The following is an 18300-nucleotide window of genomic DNA, read 5'->3' as shown; positions in this document are numbered from 1 at the left end:
ATCGGCCGCTGCACGTTGCAGCGGCCTTTTTGATCCCACGCTGACACAAAACCCGATGATATTGGCATCTATACTTTCCTGACAGGATGCAAACTAGCAGGAGAAGAATAATGTCCACCTCTCTACAACAACACGCGCTGTTCAAAACCGGCTATTTCGCTGCGGGCCAGTGGCACAACGCCAGTGCCACCTTTGACGTCACTAATCCGGCAACCGGCGAAGTGCTGGCAAAAGTCGCACGCGCGGGTAAGGCGGAAACCGAGCGGGCCATCGCTGCCGCTCAGCAGGCTTTTCCGGCATGGCGTGATAAAACCGCGAAACAGCGTGCGGAGATTCTTAATCGCTGGTATCAACTGATCATTGAGAACAAAAGCTGGCTCGGGCAACTGATGACCGCCGAGCAGGGCAAACCCCTGAAAGAAGCCGAAGGCGAAGTCGAGTACGCCGCCAGCTTTATTCAATGGTTTGCCGAGCAAGCTAAACGTGCCAACGGCGAAATCATCCCGCCGGCGAAACCGGGTTCGCGCATTCTGGCAACACGTGAGCCAATTGGTGTGGTGGCGGCTATTACGCCGTGGAATTTCCCAATGGCGATGCTGACACGCAAACTGGGCCCGGCGCTGGCAGCAGGCTGCACCGGCATCATCAAACCGGCGAACAATACGCCGCTGTGCGCGTTTGCGTTAGTCGCGCTGGCGCAGGAAGCGGGCGTACCCGACGGCGTATTGAATGCGGTGGCGGGCGATACCCATGCCATTAGCGACGCCATTATGTCGAGTCCCGCGGTGCGTAAAATCTCGTTCACCGGTTCAACCGCCGTGGGCAAAACGCTGATGCGCAACGCCGCGGACACTATGAAGAAAGTCTCGATGGAGCTGGGTGGCAATGCGCCTTATATCGTGTTTGAGGATGCGGATATTGATGAGGCGGTACAGGGCGCGATTGCTAACAAATTCCGCAATGCGGGCCAGGTCTGTGTCAGCGTTAACCGCTTTTATGTACACAACGCGGTCTACGATCGTTTCGTCAATCAACTGGCCGATGCCGTGGGCAAGCTGAAAGTGGGTAATGGCGTAGAGGAAGGCGTGATTGTCGGCCCGCTGATCGAGCGCTCGGCGCTGGATAAAGTGGAAGAGCACGTAAAGGATGCGCTGAGCAAAGGCGGTAAGTTGCTGATTGGCGGCGAGCGTCATCCGCTGGGGGGCAACTTCTGGCAGCCGACGGTGATTGCCGAGGCGCATGAGGGGATGAAGCTGGCCCAGGAAGAGACCTTTGGTCCGGTCGCCGCCTGCTTCCGCTTTGATGATGAAGCCGATGTCATTCAGCGCGCCAATAACACGGAATACGGATTAGCCGCCTATTTCTACACGCAAAATCTGCAACGGGTGTTCCGCGTCTCGGCGGCGCTGGAGGCCGGGATGATTGGCATTAATGAGTGTGCCGTATCCACTGAACTGGCACCGTTTGGCGGTGTAAAAGAGTCCGGTTTGGGACGTGAAGGATCGGTGTTGGGAATGGAAGAGTACCTGGAAGTGAAAGCGCTGCATATTGGTGGGCTTGCCTGACGGGCGGCCCTGCCTGCAAGAGGGAATCACGATGAGAACCGAGCGTTTTGATTTTGACGAAATCGTCGATCAAGCCCATTTCTATCGCCAGTTCAGCGATCGTTTTGCGCTGGCGGATCTGGCCATCAGCGATCTTGACGATCTCTGGGATGCGATACTTGGGGAGCAGTTGCCATTGCCGCTGGAAATTGAGTTTGTGAATCTGGGGACAGGGCAGAAACGCCGGTATGGCGCATTAATCCTGCTGTTTGATGAAGCAGAAGAGGAGCTGGAAGGCCAGCTCCGCTTTAATGTGAAGTGACAAGCCGAAAAAGGGCCCCGGCGAGCGGGGCCAAAGGGTTCGTCAGAATTGACGAGGAATTATTTATACAGCTCGGCGGTCACGTGATAGCTGTCGCCGGTTTTCGCTTCAATCACTTTATAAGCACTGGCACCTTGTGCATCGGCTTTCTGAGAAAGCTCAGCACGGTAATCCATTGGCGAACCGCCGGTACCGCTGATGGTGATAGTGCTGCCGGTAGGTTGCAGATTTTGCGCCTGCTCATCCGTTACCAGTTGGGCGGCTGATGCACCGAAGGCAAACAGGGAAAGAAGGCTGGCGGCTGCGATGGTTGCTTTGATTTTCATGATTTTTTCTCCTCGTTGTAATCAACAACCTGCGGCAAAAGGTGGGTGAGGCGGGTCGTCGATCAATTGTCTGGCGCCGTTCAGGCGCCCGACGTTCGATGTAGTCTTATTTGTACAGTTCTGCAGTCACGTGGAAGGTGTCGCCACGATTATTCTCAATGATGCGGTAATGGCTGGCACCCTGTGCATCGGCTTTCTGCGACAGTTCCTGACGGACGTTGGTCTGGTCACCGTCAACACCGCTCACGCTGATGGTTTGATTCAACGGTTGCAGTTGCTCGGCTTGTTCGTTAGAAACCAGGCTGGCGGCACTGGCACCGAAGGACAATACGGAAGCCAGACCTACGATGGCGATAGCTAATTTGGTTTTCATGATTCACTCTCCTGAAATGGGGTTTGGCAACCTGAGAGGCAAATGCGTCTCAAACGGGTGGCCGTTCACACTGTGTCTTGTTCAGCAAACTTATTTATAAAGTTCAGCGGTGGCGTGATAGCTGTCGCCGGTATTTGCTTCGATCACACGGTAGGCTTTAGCGCCTTCCTGATCGGCTTTGGCATTCAGCTGTTCATGGATATCCATCGGAGAACCGCCCACGCCGCTCACACTGATGGTGCCGGCAGGTTGCAGATTCGCTGCTTGTTGGGCATTGATAGAATCTGCTGCAAAAGCACCAAATGACAGGGCAGATAGAACACTCAGGGTTGCGATAGTAGTTTTAACGTTCATGGTATTTTTCCTCGTCTTCTGTTTTTATCTTTTTCTTTCGTGTGATTTGCATCACGAAAACAAGTATAGATCTAATCACCCATGAAATTAATATCTGGCTAATAATGTTTGGTTGTTATTCTTTATCCTTATGGCACCTTTTTAGAACTGCAAGTTATTAAAACCGGTTGATTCTTAACCATTGGCTGTTATTTATTCGTAAAAACAATGATCTGCATCAAATTATCTTTTCGTGCGAAAGATCATGGTCGATCCCGCTGGCTGATACGTCATAAGAAGCTATAACCACTGAGCACAATATGTAAAGCAGTGTAAAATAGCGCGAATGGTTAAGAAGGGGAAAAGGTCGTACCAATATTTCGTCGGATGCAGAACCGGCAGCTATATCGATAACTTATTATTAAAAAAGGATTTTGTAACAAGCGTGGCGGGTAACGGATCATCAGGAAGGATGTTACCGGCAGATGATCTGCCGGTTAAGACCAGGGTTTTATAGTTCCTGTTCGAATAAAACCAGCACGGCATCGTGCAGTTGTTTTACGGAGAAGCTACGCGCAGGGGTAATAAAGATGGTGTCATCCCCCGCGATAGTACCGAGAATGCCTTCCGCTTTACCCAGTGAATCCAGCAGGCGTGCAATCAGCTGCGCAGCACCCGGGCTGGTGTGAATCACCACTAAGGCATCGTTGTAATCGATATCCAGCACCAGATTCTTCAATGGGCTGGTGGTGGTCGGCACGCCAAGTTCGGCTGGCAAACAATAAACCATTTCCATTTTGGCATTGCGGGTGCGTACGGCACCAAACTTGGTCAGCATACGAGAAACTTTTGACTGATTGATGTTCTCGAAGCCGTCTTCCTGCAGCGCCTGTACGATTTCGCCCTGAGAGCTGAATTTTTCTTCTTTTAATAACGCTTTGAACGCTTTGATCAAGTCGTCTTGTTTTGATGGGTTTCGCATAAGCTACCAATAAAAGAGGGGTGCAGCAGGCAACAGGCCAGCAGCAGATAAATTATTATGCATTTAGATGAATTTTTATGCAATAAGCGTAGTGAGCGAATCGCGCTAATCAACTGCGGACAGGCATCATAGCAGAGTTTTGTGTTGCGCCAAAATCGCGGGCTGACGCGCAAAGCGAAGGTTGCAATGTTGTTATAGTATTGAAGTGGTAACAACTATATCGATGATCATTGCCGTCCATTGTCTTCTGGCTGCGATTGTATCATTCAGGCGACTTCTGAAGTGGAGATGTCTCGGGAGCCGATTGCGGCGTCATGTTATTGCGCGACAGGTTTGTCGCTATCGCCTGAGAAGTTGATTAAACTCGTAACCTGATGGATTTTCGGCATATCTCTGCCCCACCTTCATAAGGAGTTCAGGATGAAAGTTGCCGTTCTCGGTGCCGCCGGTGGTATTGGCCAGGCGCTCGCACTGCTGCTCAAAACTCAATTACCCGCAGGTTCCGTTCTCTCACTTTATGATATCGCCCCGGTCACACCCGGGGTGGCGGTTGATCTCAGCCATATTCCTACCTCAGTGAAGGTGGAAGGGTTTAGTGGCGAAGACGCGACACCTGCGCTGCAGGGAGCCGATATTGTGCTGATTTCTGCGGGTGTGGCACGTAAACCCGGCATGGATCGCGCCGACCTGTTTAACGTTAACGCGGGCATTGTACGTAACCTGATCGAGCAGGTTGCCAGCACCGCGCCGAAAGCGCTGATTGGCGTGATCACTAATCCGGTTAACACCACGGTGGCCATTGCGGCTGAAGTGCTGAAGAAAGCTGGCGTGTATGACAAGAACCGTCTGTTTGGTGTCTCAACCCTCGACATTATCCGCGCCAACACCTTTGTTGCAGCGTTGAAAGGCAAGCAGCCCACCGAGATCGAGGTCCCGGTGGTGGGGGGGCACTCAGGCGTGACAATTTTGCCGCTGCTGTCGCAGGTTAAAGGCATCAGCTTCAGCGAACAGGAAGTGGCTGACCTCACTAAGCGTATTCAAAACGCCGGCACCGAAGTGGTGGAAGCGAAAGCCGGTGGTGGATCGGCGACCTTATCCATGGGGCAGGCTGCTGCGCGCTTTGGTCTCTCACTGGTGCGTGCGCTTCAGGGCGAAGCAAACGTGGTCGAATGTGCTTATGTTGAAGGGGACGGTGAGTATGCGCGCTTCTTCTCCCAGCCGCTGCTCATTGGCAAGAACGGTATCGTGGAACGTCGCCCGTTGGGTTCTTTGAGTGCGTTTGAACAGCAGGCGCTTAACGGGATGCTGGATACGCTGAAGAAAGATATCGCGCAGGGCGAAGAGTTTGTGAAGTAACGCTCAGCAGAAAAAACAGCGCCCGGTGATTGCCGGGCGTTGTCATTTATAAGCCGCCAGATTTAAAGGTCTGGCTGGACGGTGAGCCATTGCTGGCCGGTGTTTTACGTCCCAGCGTTTCCATACGCACCTGGAATGGTGGGAACGGCATCTCAATACCGTGCTCTTCAAAGCCGCGCAGAATCAACTGATGCAACTCATGACGCAGCGGCATGCGGTGGCCCATCTCAGCTGCGTGCACACGCAATTCAAACAGCTGAATGCCTTGCTGTAAATCCACCAGGAACACATCCGGTGCGGGCATATCCAGCACGTAGGTACAGCGCTCGGCCGCCTGCTTGAGAATGTTGGTGACTTCATCACTGTTGACGTGTGCCGGAGCCGGGATGGTCAGCACCACACGCGTGACAGAATCCGACAACGACCAGTTAACGAACTGCTCAGTGATAAAGGCCTTGTTAGGCACGATGATCTCTTTACGGTCCCAATCGGTAATCGTGGTGGCGCGGGTATTGATGCGGGTAATGCTGCCGGTCAGATCGCGAATGGTGACGGTATCGCCGATACGAATTGGCTTTTCGAACAAGATAATCAGACCAGAAATAAAGTTGGCAAAGATCTCCTGCATACCAAAGCCCAACCCCAGACCTAACGCCGCCACCAGCCACTGCAGTTTTGCCCACTCAACGCCAATGATCGAGAAGCCGACTAATCCGCCAATCAGCATCAGCGCGTATTTGGTCAGGGTAGTGATGGCATAACCGGTGCCAGGTGACAGGCTGATGTGTTGCAGCAACGCCAGTTCCAGCAGGGCAGGCATGTTACGCACCAGCTGAGTGGTGATAATGAACACCAGGATGGCAATCAGCACCGCGCCCAGCGTAATCGGCTGCACGCTCTCCACGCCCTGCACCGTGGTGCTGGCATCCCACAGTGGGATGTTGTCGAGGAAACTAAAGGCCGAGTGAATTTCTGACCACAGTACAATCACCGATACCAGCGCAATCAACGTGAGAATAGAGCGCACCAGACGCAACGACTGCGCACTGATCTCATCCAGATCCAGGCTCGGTTCATCGATCTCAATCGTATCGGCGTTGGCGGGAGTCTGTTGCTCTTTCTCTTCTTCACTGCGCGCGCGGTTCGCCAGCATATCGGCACGGCGTTGGCGGGCGCGATCAAAGGCGATGCGACGGCGTTGGATCAGCATCCAGCGGCGGATAATGTGGTAAATCACCAACAGGAAGAACCAAATGCCTACCGAGGTTTCCAGGCGCGCCAGCAGCGCCTGCGCGGTCGCCAGATAGCCGATGCAGGAAGCCAACGCCGCTACCAGCGGGATGGCAATCATCAGGTTCCACAGAATACGGTTAACGAAGTTGTCGCCGTTGCCCTCTTTATCCAGATACAGCGGAATGCCTGCACGTTTGAGGCTGACGGTGACAATACTTAACGCACCGCAAATCAAAATGAAGCACAGGCGACCGAGCGTGCCGGAGAACTGTGGATCGTCGAGATTGGCAAAGGCAATCAGCAGCATGATCAGCGGCACAATCAGGCCAACCGTCAGCGAGTAGTAACGCATGGCACGCGCGACTCGCGCCTGCGGCCAGCGGAAGTGCACCACAAATAGCCCATCATGACGCGCAAAAGCAGCACTGATCATAAAGGCCCACAGCAGCGGCAGCGTGGCAGTGATGCCATCTCCAATCGCAACGGCAAACGGATAAGGCCAGGCGTGCTGCAAACCAAAGCCCAGCGCTGCCCACAATACCGGCAGCGGCACGGCGACCAGAATTGACCAGAACACAGTGCGCAACGTCAGGCTAAAGCGGTCCTGGGTCACTTTGCCCACTTTGCTGGCGGAACGCGCCATAAAGGCATTGTAATGACGGCGCGAGCTGATGCTAAAGCCCACCAACAGCACTGCGCAGATGATTGGCATCACGGTTTCTTTGCTGGTAAACATCATCGCCAGCGCTTTACCGAGTTGCCCTAAGGTATCCAGCGACAGCAGGCGGGTTAAGTCACGCGCCACGTCAATCGGATACTTCAAATTGATGGCGCTGACATCCGCCGTCCAGAACAGATAACGGTGGGTGGCTTCCTTCACTTCACCCAGGGCGTCCTGCAACTGCGTGTTCGACACCTTCAGCTTGGTGATTTCCAGAATCAGTGTATCGCAGCCGGAGATCAGTGAGTTGAGCAGCTCGCGCTGGGTTTTCAACTGGGCATCAAGAATACGGGTTTGCTCACTGGTGAACGGCGTGCCGTCATCCTGCTTCTCTTTGCGCAGATCCTTTTGCCGCTCCAGCAAATCTTCATAATGCAGCCGTTGCACACGCAGTTGGCCCATCTCACTGTCTATCTGCTGCGACTTCGGCATATCCGGCAATCGGGCGACTTGCGCACGTAAGGCTTCACCCAGCAGATTCGAGGCGCCCAGCCATTGTGATTGTTCGCGCAGCGTGCTGAGCGCCTGGCGTACCTGTAGCGTTTGGTTGGTGGCCAAACGTTGCTGCGAAGCGACCAAATCCATACGTTGGGCTTGCGCATTCAGGTCGGCTGATAGCTCACGGTTGACGCGGAATTGATCGCTGATCGAAGCCGGTAAATCGCCACTGTTTTCCGCCAGCTGTTCGGTGCGTTCGAGCGCCAGTTCCGCTTCTCGCTGACGCTGATTATTCAGCTGATTGCGCAACGATTGCAGATAGTTATCCAGCTGCGTCACTTTACGCTGATGCACTTCCGCCCGCATACGCGCCAGCTCCTGGCGATTATTGGCGGAGAGCTGTGCCAGTTCTAACTCATCGACACGGGCTTTATTGGCAGCATTTTCGGCCAGGCGGGCATAAATCTGCGCCTGAGCCAGCGGCGTGGCGGCCGCTGAGAAACCCTGAGCGCGGCGATCGCTTTCGGTCATCGCCCGGCGAGCATCGGTTTGCTGCTGCGGTAACTGGGAAAGTGAATCGCTAATCTCACGTGCGCGATCCTGCTCCTGTTGCGCCTGACGCCCTTCTTCCAGTAGCTGGCTGCTGATTTGCAGGATTTCCTGATCCAGCTCGGCGCTGCTCATGTTATTGCGCACCGTTTTACTGCTGTCGGTCAGTGTGGCGATCTGCTGACGCAGTTCACGTGCCAGCCGCGGAAAATCATCAATCACCTGCTGATACTGTTTAGCGCGCTCCAGCGATTCATCGCGCTCAGTGAGGAAATTGATGGCTGCTTCAATGGCCTGAACTTGCTCAGCTTGAGCAGGAGAGGCTTTGGCGGATTTGGCCGCATCCAGTTCCTGCTTCAACTGACTCGCGGGGGGAACGGTGGCTGCCAATACAGAACTGCTGAGCACCAGGCTCAGCAGTAGGGAGAGAAGAACGCGCACGGGAGAGGTTCCGGTTATTCAGCGAGCGGGGCGCTGTCGCCGGGCTGCGGCAGGGCAATCGCCAGCGGTTGGCCAAGACGGGTTTTACTCTCGGCTTCGAGACTTTCCGCCAGCTTCACGCGGCCCGGTGCGAACAGGTTAATTACCGTCGAACCGAGTTTGAAACGCCCCATTTCCTGACCTTTCAACAACACAACGGCGCCGTCGTGATCCGCTGAAGGATAACGCCAGCGTTTAATCACCCCTTCACGTGGTGGCGTAATGGTGCCCGCCCACACGGTTTCGATGCTGCCGACAATGGTTGCCCCTACCAGGATCTGCACCATCGGGCCATGATCGGTATCGAAGACGCAGATCACACGCTCATTGCGTGCAAACAGATTCGGGATGTTACGTGCTGTCAGCGGGTTGACGGAGTAAAGATCGCCCGGCACATAAATCATTTCGCGCAGAATACCGTTACAGGGCATGTGCACACGGTGATAATCGCGCGGTGCGAGATAGGTGGTGATGAACTCACCATCGACGAACTTTTCTGCCAGATCGTCGTTACCGGCCAGCAAGGCCTGCAACGAATAGTAATGGCCTTTCGCCTGGAAGATCTGATCGCCTTCAATGCGGCCTAACTGGCTCACCGCGCCATCAGCCGGCAGCGCCAGCAGGGTGGCGTCAGGGTCAATCGGGCGCGCACCCTCTTTTAGCGGACGCACGAAGAAGTCATTGAAGGTGCGATAGCTACCAGTATGGGGTTTGCTGGCTTCGGCCATATCCACTTTGTAGTACCAGACAAACATGTCGATGACCGCTTTGGTCAGCCAGCCACCGCGACGACTGGCGCCCCAGCCGGCAAGTTCGGTCAGCCCTTTTTTAGGCAGAATATGATTCAGGCCGAGTTTAAAACGATCAAACACCGTTGCCTCCTGGCTTAATTACGCTTGGTTTACACAAAAGGGGGCGGATTGTAGCAGCGCCCCGGTCAGTTGGCGAATGTGCCGTTGTACCCGTTAATCTTCGCTGGCGGAAAAGTTTTTACGCGTTTTTACCTGCGCCATACTCTCCAGAATCCGGTGGTAGTTATCGAAGCGCGAGATGTTGATTGTTCCTTCCTCTACCGCTTCGCGAATGGCGCAGCCGGGATCGGTATCATGCTTGCAGTCGCGGAAACGGCAACCGCCGATAAACTCACGAAATTCGACAAATCCACGGGTGATTTGTTCCGGCTCCAGATGCCATAAACCGAATTCACGTACGCCTGGAGAATCTATCACGTCGCCGCCGTGCGGGAAGTGATACAGGCGTGAGGCGGTGGTGGTGTGTTGGCCCAGACCGGAGTTATCAGACACATCGTTGGTCAGAATCTCATCGCCCGCCAATTCCAGTCCCAGCAAATTGTTTAGCAAACTGGATTTACCCACGCCTGATTGACCGGCAAAAATGCTCACGCGATCGGTTAAGGCCTGTTCCAGCTCCGCCAGGCCATCTTTGGCACGGCTGGATACCATCAACACGCGATAGCCAATTTTGCGATAGATATCCATCTGCTCATCCACAAACGCGCGGGCTTCCGCGTCGAGCAGATCGGTTTTGTTCAGGACCAGCAGCGGCTCAACGCCCAGGGTTTCACTGGCCACCAGATAACGATCGATGATATTGAGCGACAGCTCCGGCAGGATCGCCGACACAATGATGATCTGATCGATGTTCGCCGCGATCGGTTTGACGCCATCATAGAAATCCGGACGAGTCAGCACCGTTTTACGTTCGTGAACTGCTTCTACGATGCCTTTGCCGCCGCCAATCGCCGCACGCCACAGCACACGGTCACCGGTGACCAGTGAGCGAATGGTGCGACGGATATTGCAGCGATGCACTTCGCCCACGCCATCTTCCACATCTGCGTGCATGCCGAAACGGCTGATCACCACGCCTTCGCTCGCTTCTCCAAACAGGTTGTCATCCGGTTCCGGCTTTTCATTCCGTTGCTGCAGACGACGCTGATGGTTAGCGCTTACGCGACGTTGTTGACCCTTCGACAGTTTATTTTTGCTCACGCATCCTCTCACGGCTTTCGCCAGGCTTCGCCCCGCTGGGCAAAACGTCTATGATACACCTGAAACGAGTGTAATGACGACTTTGGCAACAGGCGGGAAACGCATGACAGCTGGAAATGAAAATAATCTGATTTGGATCGACCTGGAAATGACCGGATTGGATCCGGAGCAGGATCGCATTATTGAGATCGCCACGATCGTCACCGATGCCAACCTGAATATCCTGGCAGAAGGCCCGGTGTTTGCGGTGCATCAGTCTGATGAGCAATTGGCATTGATGGATGAGTGGAATGTGCGTACGCACACCAACAGTGGCCTGGTAGAACGTGTGAAAGCCAGCCAATACGACGACCGTGCTGCAGAGTTGGCGACCATCGAATTTCTCAAGCAGTGGGTTCCGGCTAACACTTCTCCGATTTGCGGCAATAGCATCGGCCAGGATCGCCGCTTCCTGTTCAAATACATGCCGGAGCTGGAAGCCTACTTCCACTACCGTTATCTGGATGTCAGCACGCTGAAAGAACTGGCGCGTCGCTGGAAACCCGATATCCTGCCGGGCTTCAAAAAAGCGGGCAGTCACCAGGCGCTGGATGATATCCGCGAGTCCGTTGCCGAGTTGGCGTACTACCGCGAACACTTCTTGCAGCTTTAATCGCCTAAGGGTGCGCAGGAAATCATCAGGTTGCTGATTAAATCAGCAAACGCACTGAAAGCGCAAAATTTTGCTTTTAGACTCTTGCGACTGAAAGGATTTCTCGTATAATGCGCACCCCGTACCGGTGAAGAATTTATTACGGTGCGCAGCAGTAACGCGAAAGTTTTGCGGGAATAGCTCAGTTGGTAGAGCACGACCTTGCCAAGGTCGGGGTCGCGAGTTCGAGTCTCGTTTCCCGCTCCAAACTTCGTTAGCAGTAACCTCTTTGCGGGAATAGCTCAGTTGGTAGAGCACGACCTTGCCAAGGTCGGGGTCGCGAGTTCGAGTCTCGTTTCCCGCTCCAAAATATGTTTTAGTTAGTAGTAACCTCTTTGCGGGAATAGCTCAGTTGGTAGAGCACGACCTTGCCAAGGTCGGGGTCGCGAGTTCGAGTCTCGTTTCCCGCTCCAGATTTTCATATTCACTAATGTTATTTGCTCTCGGGCGTAATCAGACTTAAAACTGCTGCAGTCTTTATCGATCTTATGCGGCCTGGTTTTCTTTCTGGAAATTTTACGTACCGCATTAGCACCAACGATGCCTGTAGTCTGTTGCAGTTATCTTACAGGTTATCCACAATGCGCCTGCAACGTGCTGACGGCGTTTTACCCTATCTGCAAAACTGTTTTAAACAGAGTTATCCACAAGCTCTGGACAAGCCCCTGCGCGCAATATTCTACTTAAATATTTACAGTAATCATTTAACTCGTTGATTATTAATGAATTAAAGGTATTTCAGTCTGTGAATAGTCTTGGTAGACGATATAATGATCCTCGTCACTATTCGGCTTTATAATTTTATTCACAGCGTGTGGAAAAGGATTTTATCCTGCGCGATTGCTCAATCACGCATCACGGGCCAGGCCTTTCTCGACGGCGCGCACTAAGCGCTGTTTCTTCGCGGGCTGAACATCCACGCTCTGTGCCGCACGCCTCTGTAATTGCTGCGTGATGGCCCAGTCAATATGCTCATCCAGCATGGCGTTTTCACCGCTACGCATTTGCAACGCCGCCAGATTTTCTTCTGCCCAGGGCGCATTGCCCAATGCCACTGCGATATTCCTCAGCCAGCGTAAGTGGCCGATGCGGCGAATCGCAGAACCTTCAGTGACTCGCAAGAATTTCGCTTCATCCCACTTGAAGAGATCCACCAACGGCGGCGCGTGCAGCACCGCGCGCGGCGAGAAATCATCTTCATCGGTCAACTGACCATAACGATTCCACGGACAGATAAGCTGGCAATCGTCACATCCATAGATGCGATTACCAATCAGCGGACGGAATTCTTCCGGTATCGCGCCTTCCAGCTCGATGGTGAGATAAGAAATACAGCGCCGCGCATCAACCACATAAGGTTCAACGATGGCTGAAGTCGGGCAAATAGTGATGCAGGCGACGCAGCGGCCGCACTGTTCTTCCTGTGGCTGATCGACGGGCAACGGTAAATCAATCAGCAACTCGCCGAGAAAGAACCAGGAACCGGCTTCGCGATTGAGAATGAGCGAGTGTTTGCCGGTCCAGCCCAGGCCTGCTTTGGCGGCAATCGGGCGTTCAAGGATGGGGGCGGAATCAACAAACGGGCGGAAATTGAGTTCACCACAATGTGCCTGGATCAACTCTCCAAGCTTTTTCAGGCGATTGCGCAATACTTTGTGATAATCGCGGCCCAGCGCATAACGGCTGACATAGCCTAGCTGAGGATTTTTTAAGGTGCTGGCAAACGCCGCTTTGGCCGGAAGGTAGTTCATGCGCACGCTGATCACGCGCAGTGTGCCGGGCAGGAGTTCATGCGGACGCGCACGCATCATGCCGTGGCGCGCCATCCAGTCCATCTCTCCGTGATACTGCTTCTCCAGCCAATCCTTTAATTTGGGCTCTTCAGCGCTAAGATCGGTATCGCAAATACCAACCTGCTGAAAGCCGAGTTCGCGCCCCCACTGTTTAATTTGGTGGGCAAGCTGTTGAAGATCGAGAGGGTATGACATGAGAAACCAGGCAATTGAAGCAAACCCGCGCAGTTTACCACACTCTGTCTGGCCTGCGCAGGCGATAGGGCAACTGGAGCGCGATGCGGCGGATAGCCTGGGTTTAACCTTGTACGAATTAATGCTGCGCGCCGGGCAGGCGAGCTATGAGCGAGTTCGGGCACAGTGGCCGCAGGCGCAGCACTGGCTGATTCTGTGCGGACAGGGTAATAACGGGGGCGATGGCTATGTGGTGGCGCGGCTGGCACAGGCGGCAGGATTGCGCGTCACATTGCTGGCGTGCAGCGGTAATAAACCCTTGCCGGAAGAAGCGCAACAGGCGCAAGAAGCCTGGCTGGCGGCGGGCGGGGTGATACATGCCCCGGATGCGTCATGGCCGCAAAACATTGATGTGATCATCGATGCATTGCTCGGCACCGGCATCAATCGTGCGCCAGCCGCGCCTTACGCTGAATTGATTGATCTGGCCAATGCACATGCCGCGCCCATCTTCGCGATAGATATCCCATCGGGATTGAATGCTGCCACTGGCACCACGCCTGGCAATGCTATCAACGCGGATGTCACCCTGAGTATGATTGTGCTGAAACCGGGATTGTTGACTGGTAAAGCTCGCGATCACGTGGGTCGGTTACATTGTGATGCGCTAGGGCTGAACACCTTCCTCGCAGGCGAGACGGATCCCATTCAACGCTACGATGCGGCTGATCTGGTGCACTGGCTGAAACCAAGAAAAGCCACTTCGCACAAAGGTGACCATGGACGTTTAGTGGTAGTGGGAGGGGATACTGGCACCGCCGGGGCGATTCGAATGACGGCGGAAGCGGCGCTGCGCAGTGGTGCTGGGCTTGTGCGCGTGCTCACGCATGAAGATAATATCGGCCCGATTCTGACCGCGCGGCCGGAGCTCATGGTCGATGTGCTACGTGAAGAAACGCTGGAACAGGCCCTGCAATGGGCAGACGTGATCGCTATCGGGCCCGGACTGGGACAACGTGAGTGGGCTCAGAAGGCACTGAAAAAAGTCGCGGCCAGTGAAAAGCCGATGCTTTGGGACGCTGATGCGCTTAACCTGCTGGCAATCAAGCCGGATTACCGTCAGAATCGCATCATTACTCCGCATCCTGGCGAGGCCGCACGGCTGTTAGGCGTGAAGACCAGTGAGGTCGAGCGCGACCGCTTACAGGCGGCGCAAACGCTCGCTAAACGCTACGGCGGTGTGGTGGTGCTGAAAGGCGCAGGCACGATCGTGGCCAGCGCGGCAGGTGACATCGCGATTGCCGATGTAGGCAATGCGGGGATGGCATCCGGCGGTATGGGCGATGTCCTGAGCGGTATCATTGCGGCCATGCTGGGCCAGAAACTGACTTTACTTGAGGCAGCCTGCGCGGGCTGTGTCGCACACGGTGCAGCGGCAGATGCGGTTGCCCGGCAGCGCGGTACGCGCGGCATGTTAGCCACTGATTTGTTCGAACTGCTGTGGCAGTTTGTTAATCCAGAGATGATCCAACAATAAAGCATGAAAACCTGTGTTATCCCTTTGCCCGATGAGGCGGCAACCCTAAATCTGGGTGCGCAACTTGCCCGCGTTTGCAGCAGCGCGTTGGTGATCTATCTTTATGGCGATCTCGGCGCCGGTAAAACCACGTTTAGCCGCGGCTTTTTGCAGGCGCTTGGTCATCAGGGTAATGTCAAAAGCCCAACCTACACGCTGGTGGAGCCCTACGAACTCGGCTCACGCACGCTGTATCACTTCGATCTTTATCGCCTTGCCGATCCTGAAGAGCTGGAGTTTATGGGTATCCGCGATTACTTCAGCGGGGATGCATTGTGCCTGGTCGAATGGCCGCAGCAGGGCGCTGGCGTATTACCCGAGCCCGATCTGGCATTGACGCTGCGCTACGTGGACGCGGCGCGAGAAGCGGAGATCAGCGCGGTTTCTGCAGTGGGTGAAACGTTGCTGGCCCAGTTCCAGCAAGGCAGGGAGTCGGCATGACCGCATGGATGAAAGGGATTCTGCTGGCTGCGCTCTGTATCGTTTCTGCTTCGGCGTTATCTGCCACCTTGTCAGATATCAAAGTCGAAAACGGCGACAGTCAGGCAACCGTCACGCTGAGTTTTAATGGTCAACCCGTGTATGGTTTCTTCCCGCTGCATAACCCCAATCGTGTGGTGCTGGATATTCGGCAAAGTGGCGCGATTAAGGGCTTACCGCTGAACTTTAGCGGCGAGAATATCGTCCAACGTATCCGCAGCAGCCAGCCGAAAGATAAACAGAGTATTCGTTTGGTGTTCGAACTGACCCAGGCGGCACACACGCGTGCCAGCACCCAACGTGACGGCAATCAGTATCGCGTGGTGTTTACCATTCGCGGTACGCAACCGGCAAAACGCAGCACTGCTGCCGCACCGGTGACCACCGCTCGCCAAAGCGAGAGTGCGGCGAATCCATTTAATGCCAATCCGGTGACCACCGTCACCAGCAGCAACACCACGGTACGTCCGGGTGGCGCCGTTTCACGCAATGACACGGTGATTGTGGCGATTGACGCCGGCCACGGTGGTCAGGATCCCGGCGCATCGGGCCAGCATGGCCTGCACGAGAAGAACGTCACCATTGCCATTGCGCGCAAACTGAAAGCGCTGATGGATCAGGACCCGATGTTCAAGCCGGTGCTGACGCGTAACGGTGATTACTTTATCTCGGTGATGGGCCGTTCCGAGGTGGCGCGTAAAGAGAATGCCAACTTGCTGGTATCAATTCACGCTGACGCCGCACCCAACCATTCGGCGACCGGCGCATCCGTTTGGGTGTTATCAAACCGCCGCGCCAATAACGAAATGGCGAACTGGCTGGAACAGAAAGAGAAGCAGTCCGAATTGCTGGGCGGTGCCGGTGATTTACTGGCAAACAGCCAGGCTGATCCTTACTTAAGCCAGGCGGTACTGGATCTGCAATTCGGGCATTCTCAGCGCGTTGGCTATGATGTCGCGGTGAAAGTGCTGCAGCAACTGCGCGGCGTGACGCCGTTACACAAACGTTTACCGGAGCATGCCAGCTTAGGCGTGTTGCGTTCCCCGGATATCCCTTCTTTACTGGTTGAGACTGGCTTTATCAGTAACGCGGCGGAGGAGCGGCTGCTTGGCAGCAGCGCGTATCAGGAGAAAATTGCTCAGTCGATCTATAAAGGACTGCGCAACTATTTCCTCGCGCATCCGCTGCAATCCATCCCAAAGGAGGAAAACCGGCCGCTGGACAGCGCACCAGCGGTTAGCGTTGCCAGCAACCCGGCAACCGGAACCGTGCAATACACTGGCGCGACGCAGCGCCATACGGTGACGCGTGGTGAGACGTTGTCAGGCATTGCCGCCAAATACGGTGTCAGCATGGCAACTCTGCGTGACCTCAATAGCCTGAAACGCGATGTGGTGTGGGTCGGGCAACGTTTGAAAGTCCCGGCAAAATCGGGCTTGAGCGTGACCGCTGCGAGTCGTCCTACCCGACACAAAGTGGTACGCGGTGATTCACTCACTGGGATCGCCGCTCATTATGGTGTCAGCCCCAAAGCCATCATGCAGGCGAATAATATGAAGTCGAGCAACGTGATGCTGGGGCAAAACTTAAAGATTCCACAATCCTGATTGCTGGCGCTGCGGCGCCAGTCTGCTTAAAGGATCACCACCATGCCAATACAGATTTTACCGCCGCAGCTGGCGAACCAGATTGCCGCCGGCGAAGTGGTTGAGCGCCCGGCATCGGTCGTAAAAGAGCTGGTGGAAAACAGTCTTGATGCCGGCGCGACGCGCATTGACGTTGATATCGAAAAAGGCGGCGCGAAGTTGATTCGCATCCGCGATAACGGTTGTGGCATCGCCAAAGCCGAACTGGCCATGGCATTGGCTCGCCATGCCACCAGTAAAATTGCTTCGCTGGATGATCTTGAGGCGATTATGAGCCTCGGTTTTCGCGGCGAAGCCCTCGCAAGTATCAGTTCGGTTTCACGCCTCACGCTAACCTCTCGCACCGCGGATCAACACGAAGCCTGGCAAGCCTATGCGGAAGGACGTGATATGGATGTCACGGTGAAACCTGCAGCACATCCTGTCGGGACGTCGCTGGAAGTGCTCGATCTGTTTTACAACACCCCGGCGCGGCGCAAGTTCATGCGCACTGAGAAGACCGAATTTACCCATATTGATGAAGTGATTCGCCGTATCGCGCTGGCGCGCTTTGACGTGGCAATTTCGCTGACCCACAACGGCAAGATGATTCGCCAGTATCGCGCGGTGGATCAGGAAGCGCAGCGTGAACGCCGTCTTGGCGCTATCTGTGGCACCCCCTTTATGCAACATGCTCTGCGCATTGACTGGCAGCATGACGATTTGGCGTTGCGTGGATGGGTGGCCGATCCCGCCGGGTCACGTCAGGTGACGGATCTGCAATATTGTTACGTCAATGGCCGCATGATGCGTGACAAGCTGATCAACCATGCGATTCGGCAGGCGTATCAGACGCAGTTGGGGGAAGATCAACAGCCCGCTTATGTGCTGTATCTGGAGATCGATCCCCATCAGGTAGATGTCAACGTTCATCCCGCCAAGCACGAAGTCCGTTTTCACCAGTCACGGCTGGTGCATGATTTCATCTGGCAGGGCGTCATGAGTGCTTTGCAGGCGAGCCGTACCGCAGAGTTGCCCATCGCGCATGCGGAAGAGCCCGCACCGAAGTGGCAGCCAGAGAACCGACAGGCCGCGGGTGCGAATCACTTTGCGCAACCCGTGAGCCCATCACGCAATAGCACCAGCTCCAGCAGCAGCGGTGCGGCTGCGGCGGGAACGCACGCGGGTTGGCAGAATAAAGAGCCGGTCTATCAGATCCGAAAAGGACACGTCTGAACTCCAGTCACATTCAGAAAACTCGTATGCCGGCCTTTGCTTTAAAAAAAAAAATA

The 18300-nt window shown here is 54.8% G+C and carries 15 protein-coding genes and 3 tRNA genes; 10 read left to right on the top strand and 8 right to left on the bottom strand.

Annotated features, from left to right (window positions below; all coding sequences use genetic code 11):
• Nucleotides 1–110: 110 nt before the first annotated feature.
• Nucleotides 111–1565, top strand: coding sequence for an NAD-dependent succinate-semialdehyde dehydrogenase (locus H7A81_RS10065; protein WP_182057393.1), 1455 nt, complete (start codon nucleotides 111–113; stop codon nucleotides 1563–1565).
• 31 nt (nucleotides 1566–1596) lie between these two features.
• Entirely contained in the window at nucleotides 1597–1866 is a 270-nt protein-coding gene (locus tag H7A81_RS10060) for a hypothetical protein (protein ID WP_034831139.1), read from the top strand.
• Between the two features lie 59 nt (nucleotides 1867–1925).
• On the opposite strand, the gene yhcN (H7A81_RS10055) is transcribed toward H7A81_RS10060, so the two are convergent.
• From yhcN (H7A81_RS10055) to argR, 4 genes are all read right to left on the bottom strand, one after another.
• Complete coding sequence (gene yhcN / locus H7A81_RS10055; protein WP_034831137.1) at nucleotides 1926–2192, bottom strand: peroxide/acid stress response protein YhcN; 267 nt, start codon at nucleotides 2190–2192, stop codon at nucleotides 1926–1928.
• Nucleotides 2193–2298: 106 nt separating this feature from the next.
• The gene (locus H7A81_RS10050; RefSeq protein WP_034831135.1) at nucleotides 2299–2565 is read right to left on the bottom strand and encodes a YdgH/BhsA/McbA-like domain containing protein; all 267 of its coding nucleotides are present in this window, start codon (nucleotides 2563–2565) and stop codon (nucleotides 2299–2301) included.
• A gap of 90 nt (nucleotides 2566–2655) precedes the next feature.
• A complete protein-coding gene (gene yhcN, locus H7A81_RS10045; RefSeq protein WP_034831133.1) occupies nucleotides 2656–2919 on the bottom strand; it encodes a peroxide/acid stress response protein YhcN in 264 nt (87 codons plus the stop codon).
• 490 nt (nucleotides 2920–3409) lie between these two features.
• Nucleotides 3410–3880: a transcriptional regulator ArgR gene (gene argR, locus H7A81_RS10040; protein ID WP_034831131.1), complete on the bottom strand. Its 471-nt coding sequence runs from the start codon at nucleotides 3878–3880 to the stop codon at nucleotides 3410–3412.
• A 420-nt stretch (nucleotides 3881–4300) separates the two neighbouring features.
• Here argR and mdh point away from each other — a divergent pair, with 420 nt between their 5' ends.
• Nucleotides 4301–5236 carry a malate dehydrogenase gene (gene mdh / locus H7A81_RS10035; RefSeq protein WP_182057392.1) on the top strand — a complete coding sequence of 312 codons (936 nt, stop codon included), beginning with the start codon at nucleotides 4301–4303 and terminating at the stop codon, nucleotides 5234–5236.
• Nucleotides 5237–5282: 46 nt separating this feature from the next.
• Here the strand turns inward: mdh and mscM are convergent, their stop codons facing one another.
• The 3 genes from mscM to rsgA all read right to left on the bottom strand — a co-directional run bounded on the left by mscM (nucleotide 5283) and on the right by rsgA (nucleotide 10669).
• A complete protein-coding gene (mscM, locus tag H7A81_RS10030; protein WP_182057391.1) occupies nucleotides 5283–8618 on the bottom strand; it encodes a miniconductance mechanosensitive channel MscM in 3336 nt (1111 codons plus the stop codon).
• 14 nt (nucleotides 8619–8632) lie between these two features.
• Nucleotides 8633–9529 carry an archaetidylserine decarboxylase gene (asd, locus tag H7A81_RS10025; protein WP_034829399.1) on the bottom strand — a complete coding sequence of 299 codons (897 nt, stop codon included), beginning with the start codon at nucleotides 9527–9529 and terminating at the stop codon, nucleotides 8633–8635.
• A 93-nt stretch (nucleotides 9530–9622) separates the two neighbouring features.
• Nucleotides 9623–10669, bottom strand: coding sequence for a small ribosomal subunit biogenesis GTPase RsgA (gene rsgA, locus H7A81_RS10020; RefSeq protein WP_034829385.1), 1047 nt, complete (start codon nucleotides 10667–10669; stop codon nucleotides 9623–9625).
• Nucleotides 10670–10772: 103 nt separating this feature from the next.
• Here rsgA and orn point away from each other — a divergent pair, with 103 nt between their 5' ends.
• The 4 genes from orn (at nucleotide 10773) to H7A81_RS10000 (ending at nucleotide 11773) form a co-directional block, all read left to right on the top strand.
• Nucleotides 10773–11321 carry an oligoribonuclease gene (orn, locus tag H7A81_RS10015; protein ID WP_034829381.1) on the top strand — a complete coding sequence of 183 codons (549 nt, stop codon included), beginning with the start codon at nucleotides 10773–10775 and terminating at the stop codon, nucleotides 11319–11321.
• A 170-nt stretch (nucleotides 11322–11491) separates the two neighbouring features.
• Nucleotides 11492–11567: transfer RNA gene (locus tag H7A81_RS10010), tRNA-Gly, on the top strand.
• Nucleotides 11568–11591: 24 nt separating this feature from the next.
• Nucleotides 11592–11667, top strand: a tRNA-Gly gene (locus H7A81_RS10005).
• 30 nt (nucleotides 11668–11697) lie between these two features.
• Nucleotides 11698–11773: transfer RNA gene (locus H7A81_RS10000), tRNA-Gly, on the top strand.
• Between the two features lie 435 nt (nucleotides 11774–12208).
• Here the strand turns inward: H7A81_RS10000 and queG are convergent.
• Nucleotides 12209–13348, bottom strand: coding sequence for a tRNA epoxyqueuosine(34) reductase QueG (gene queG / locus H7A81_RS09995; RefSeq protein WP_182057390.1), 1140 nt, complete (start codon nucleotides 13346–13348; stop codon nucleotides 12209–12211).
• On the opposite strand from queG, the gene nnr reads away from it, so the two are divergent.
• From nnr to amiB, 3 genes are read left to right on the top strand one after another with little or no spacing between them, the layout of a single operon-like run.
• Nucleotides 13347–14864: a bifunctional ADP-dependent NAD(P)H-hydrate dehydratase/NAD(P)H-hydrate epimerase gene (gene nnr, locus H7A81_RS09990; RefSeq protein WP_182057389.1), complete on the top strand. Its 1518-nt coding sequence runs from the start codon at nucleotides 13347–13349 to the stop codon at nucleotides 14862–14864. The two genes, queG and nnr, sit on opposite strands and share 2 nt — an antisense overlap.
• A gap of 3 nt (nucleotides 14865–14867) precedes the next feature.
• Nucleotides 14868–15344 (top strand): tRNA (adenosine(37)-N6)-threonylcarbamoyltransferase complex ATPase subunit type 1 TsaE, encoded by a 477-nt coding sequence (tsaE, locus tag H7A81_RS09985; protein ID WP_034829377.1) that lies wholly within the window; start codon nucleotides 14868–14870, stop codon nucleotides 15342–15344.
• Between the two features lie 8 nt (nucleotides 15345–15352).
• The gene (amiB, locus tag H7A81_RS09980; protein ID WP_370529947.1) at nucleotides 15353–16990 is read left to right on the top strand and encodes an N-acetylmuramoyl-L-alanine amidase AmiB; all 1638 of its coding nucleotides are present in this window, start codon (nucleotides 15353–15355) and stop codon (nucleotides 16988–16990) included.
• The last annotated feature ends 1310 nt before the right edge of the window (nucleotides 16991–18300 follow it).

This window comes from Pantoea sp. ME81, from assembly GCF_903970985.1.
GTDB classification, from domain to species: domain Bacteria; phylum Pseudomonadota; class Gammaproteobacteria; order Enterobacterales; family Enterobacteriaceae; genus Pantoea; species Pantoea communis.
This window is presented reverse-complemented; position numbering and strand designations above follow the sequence as displayed.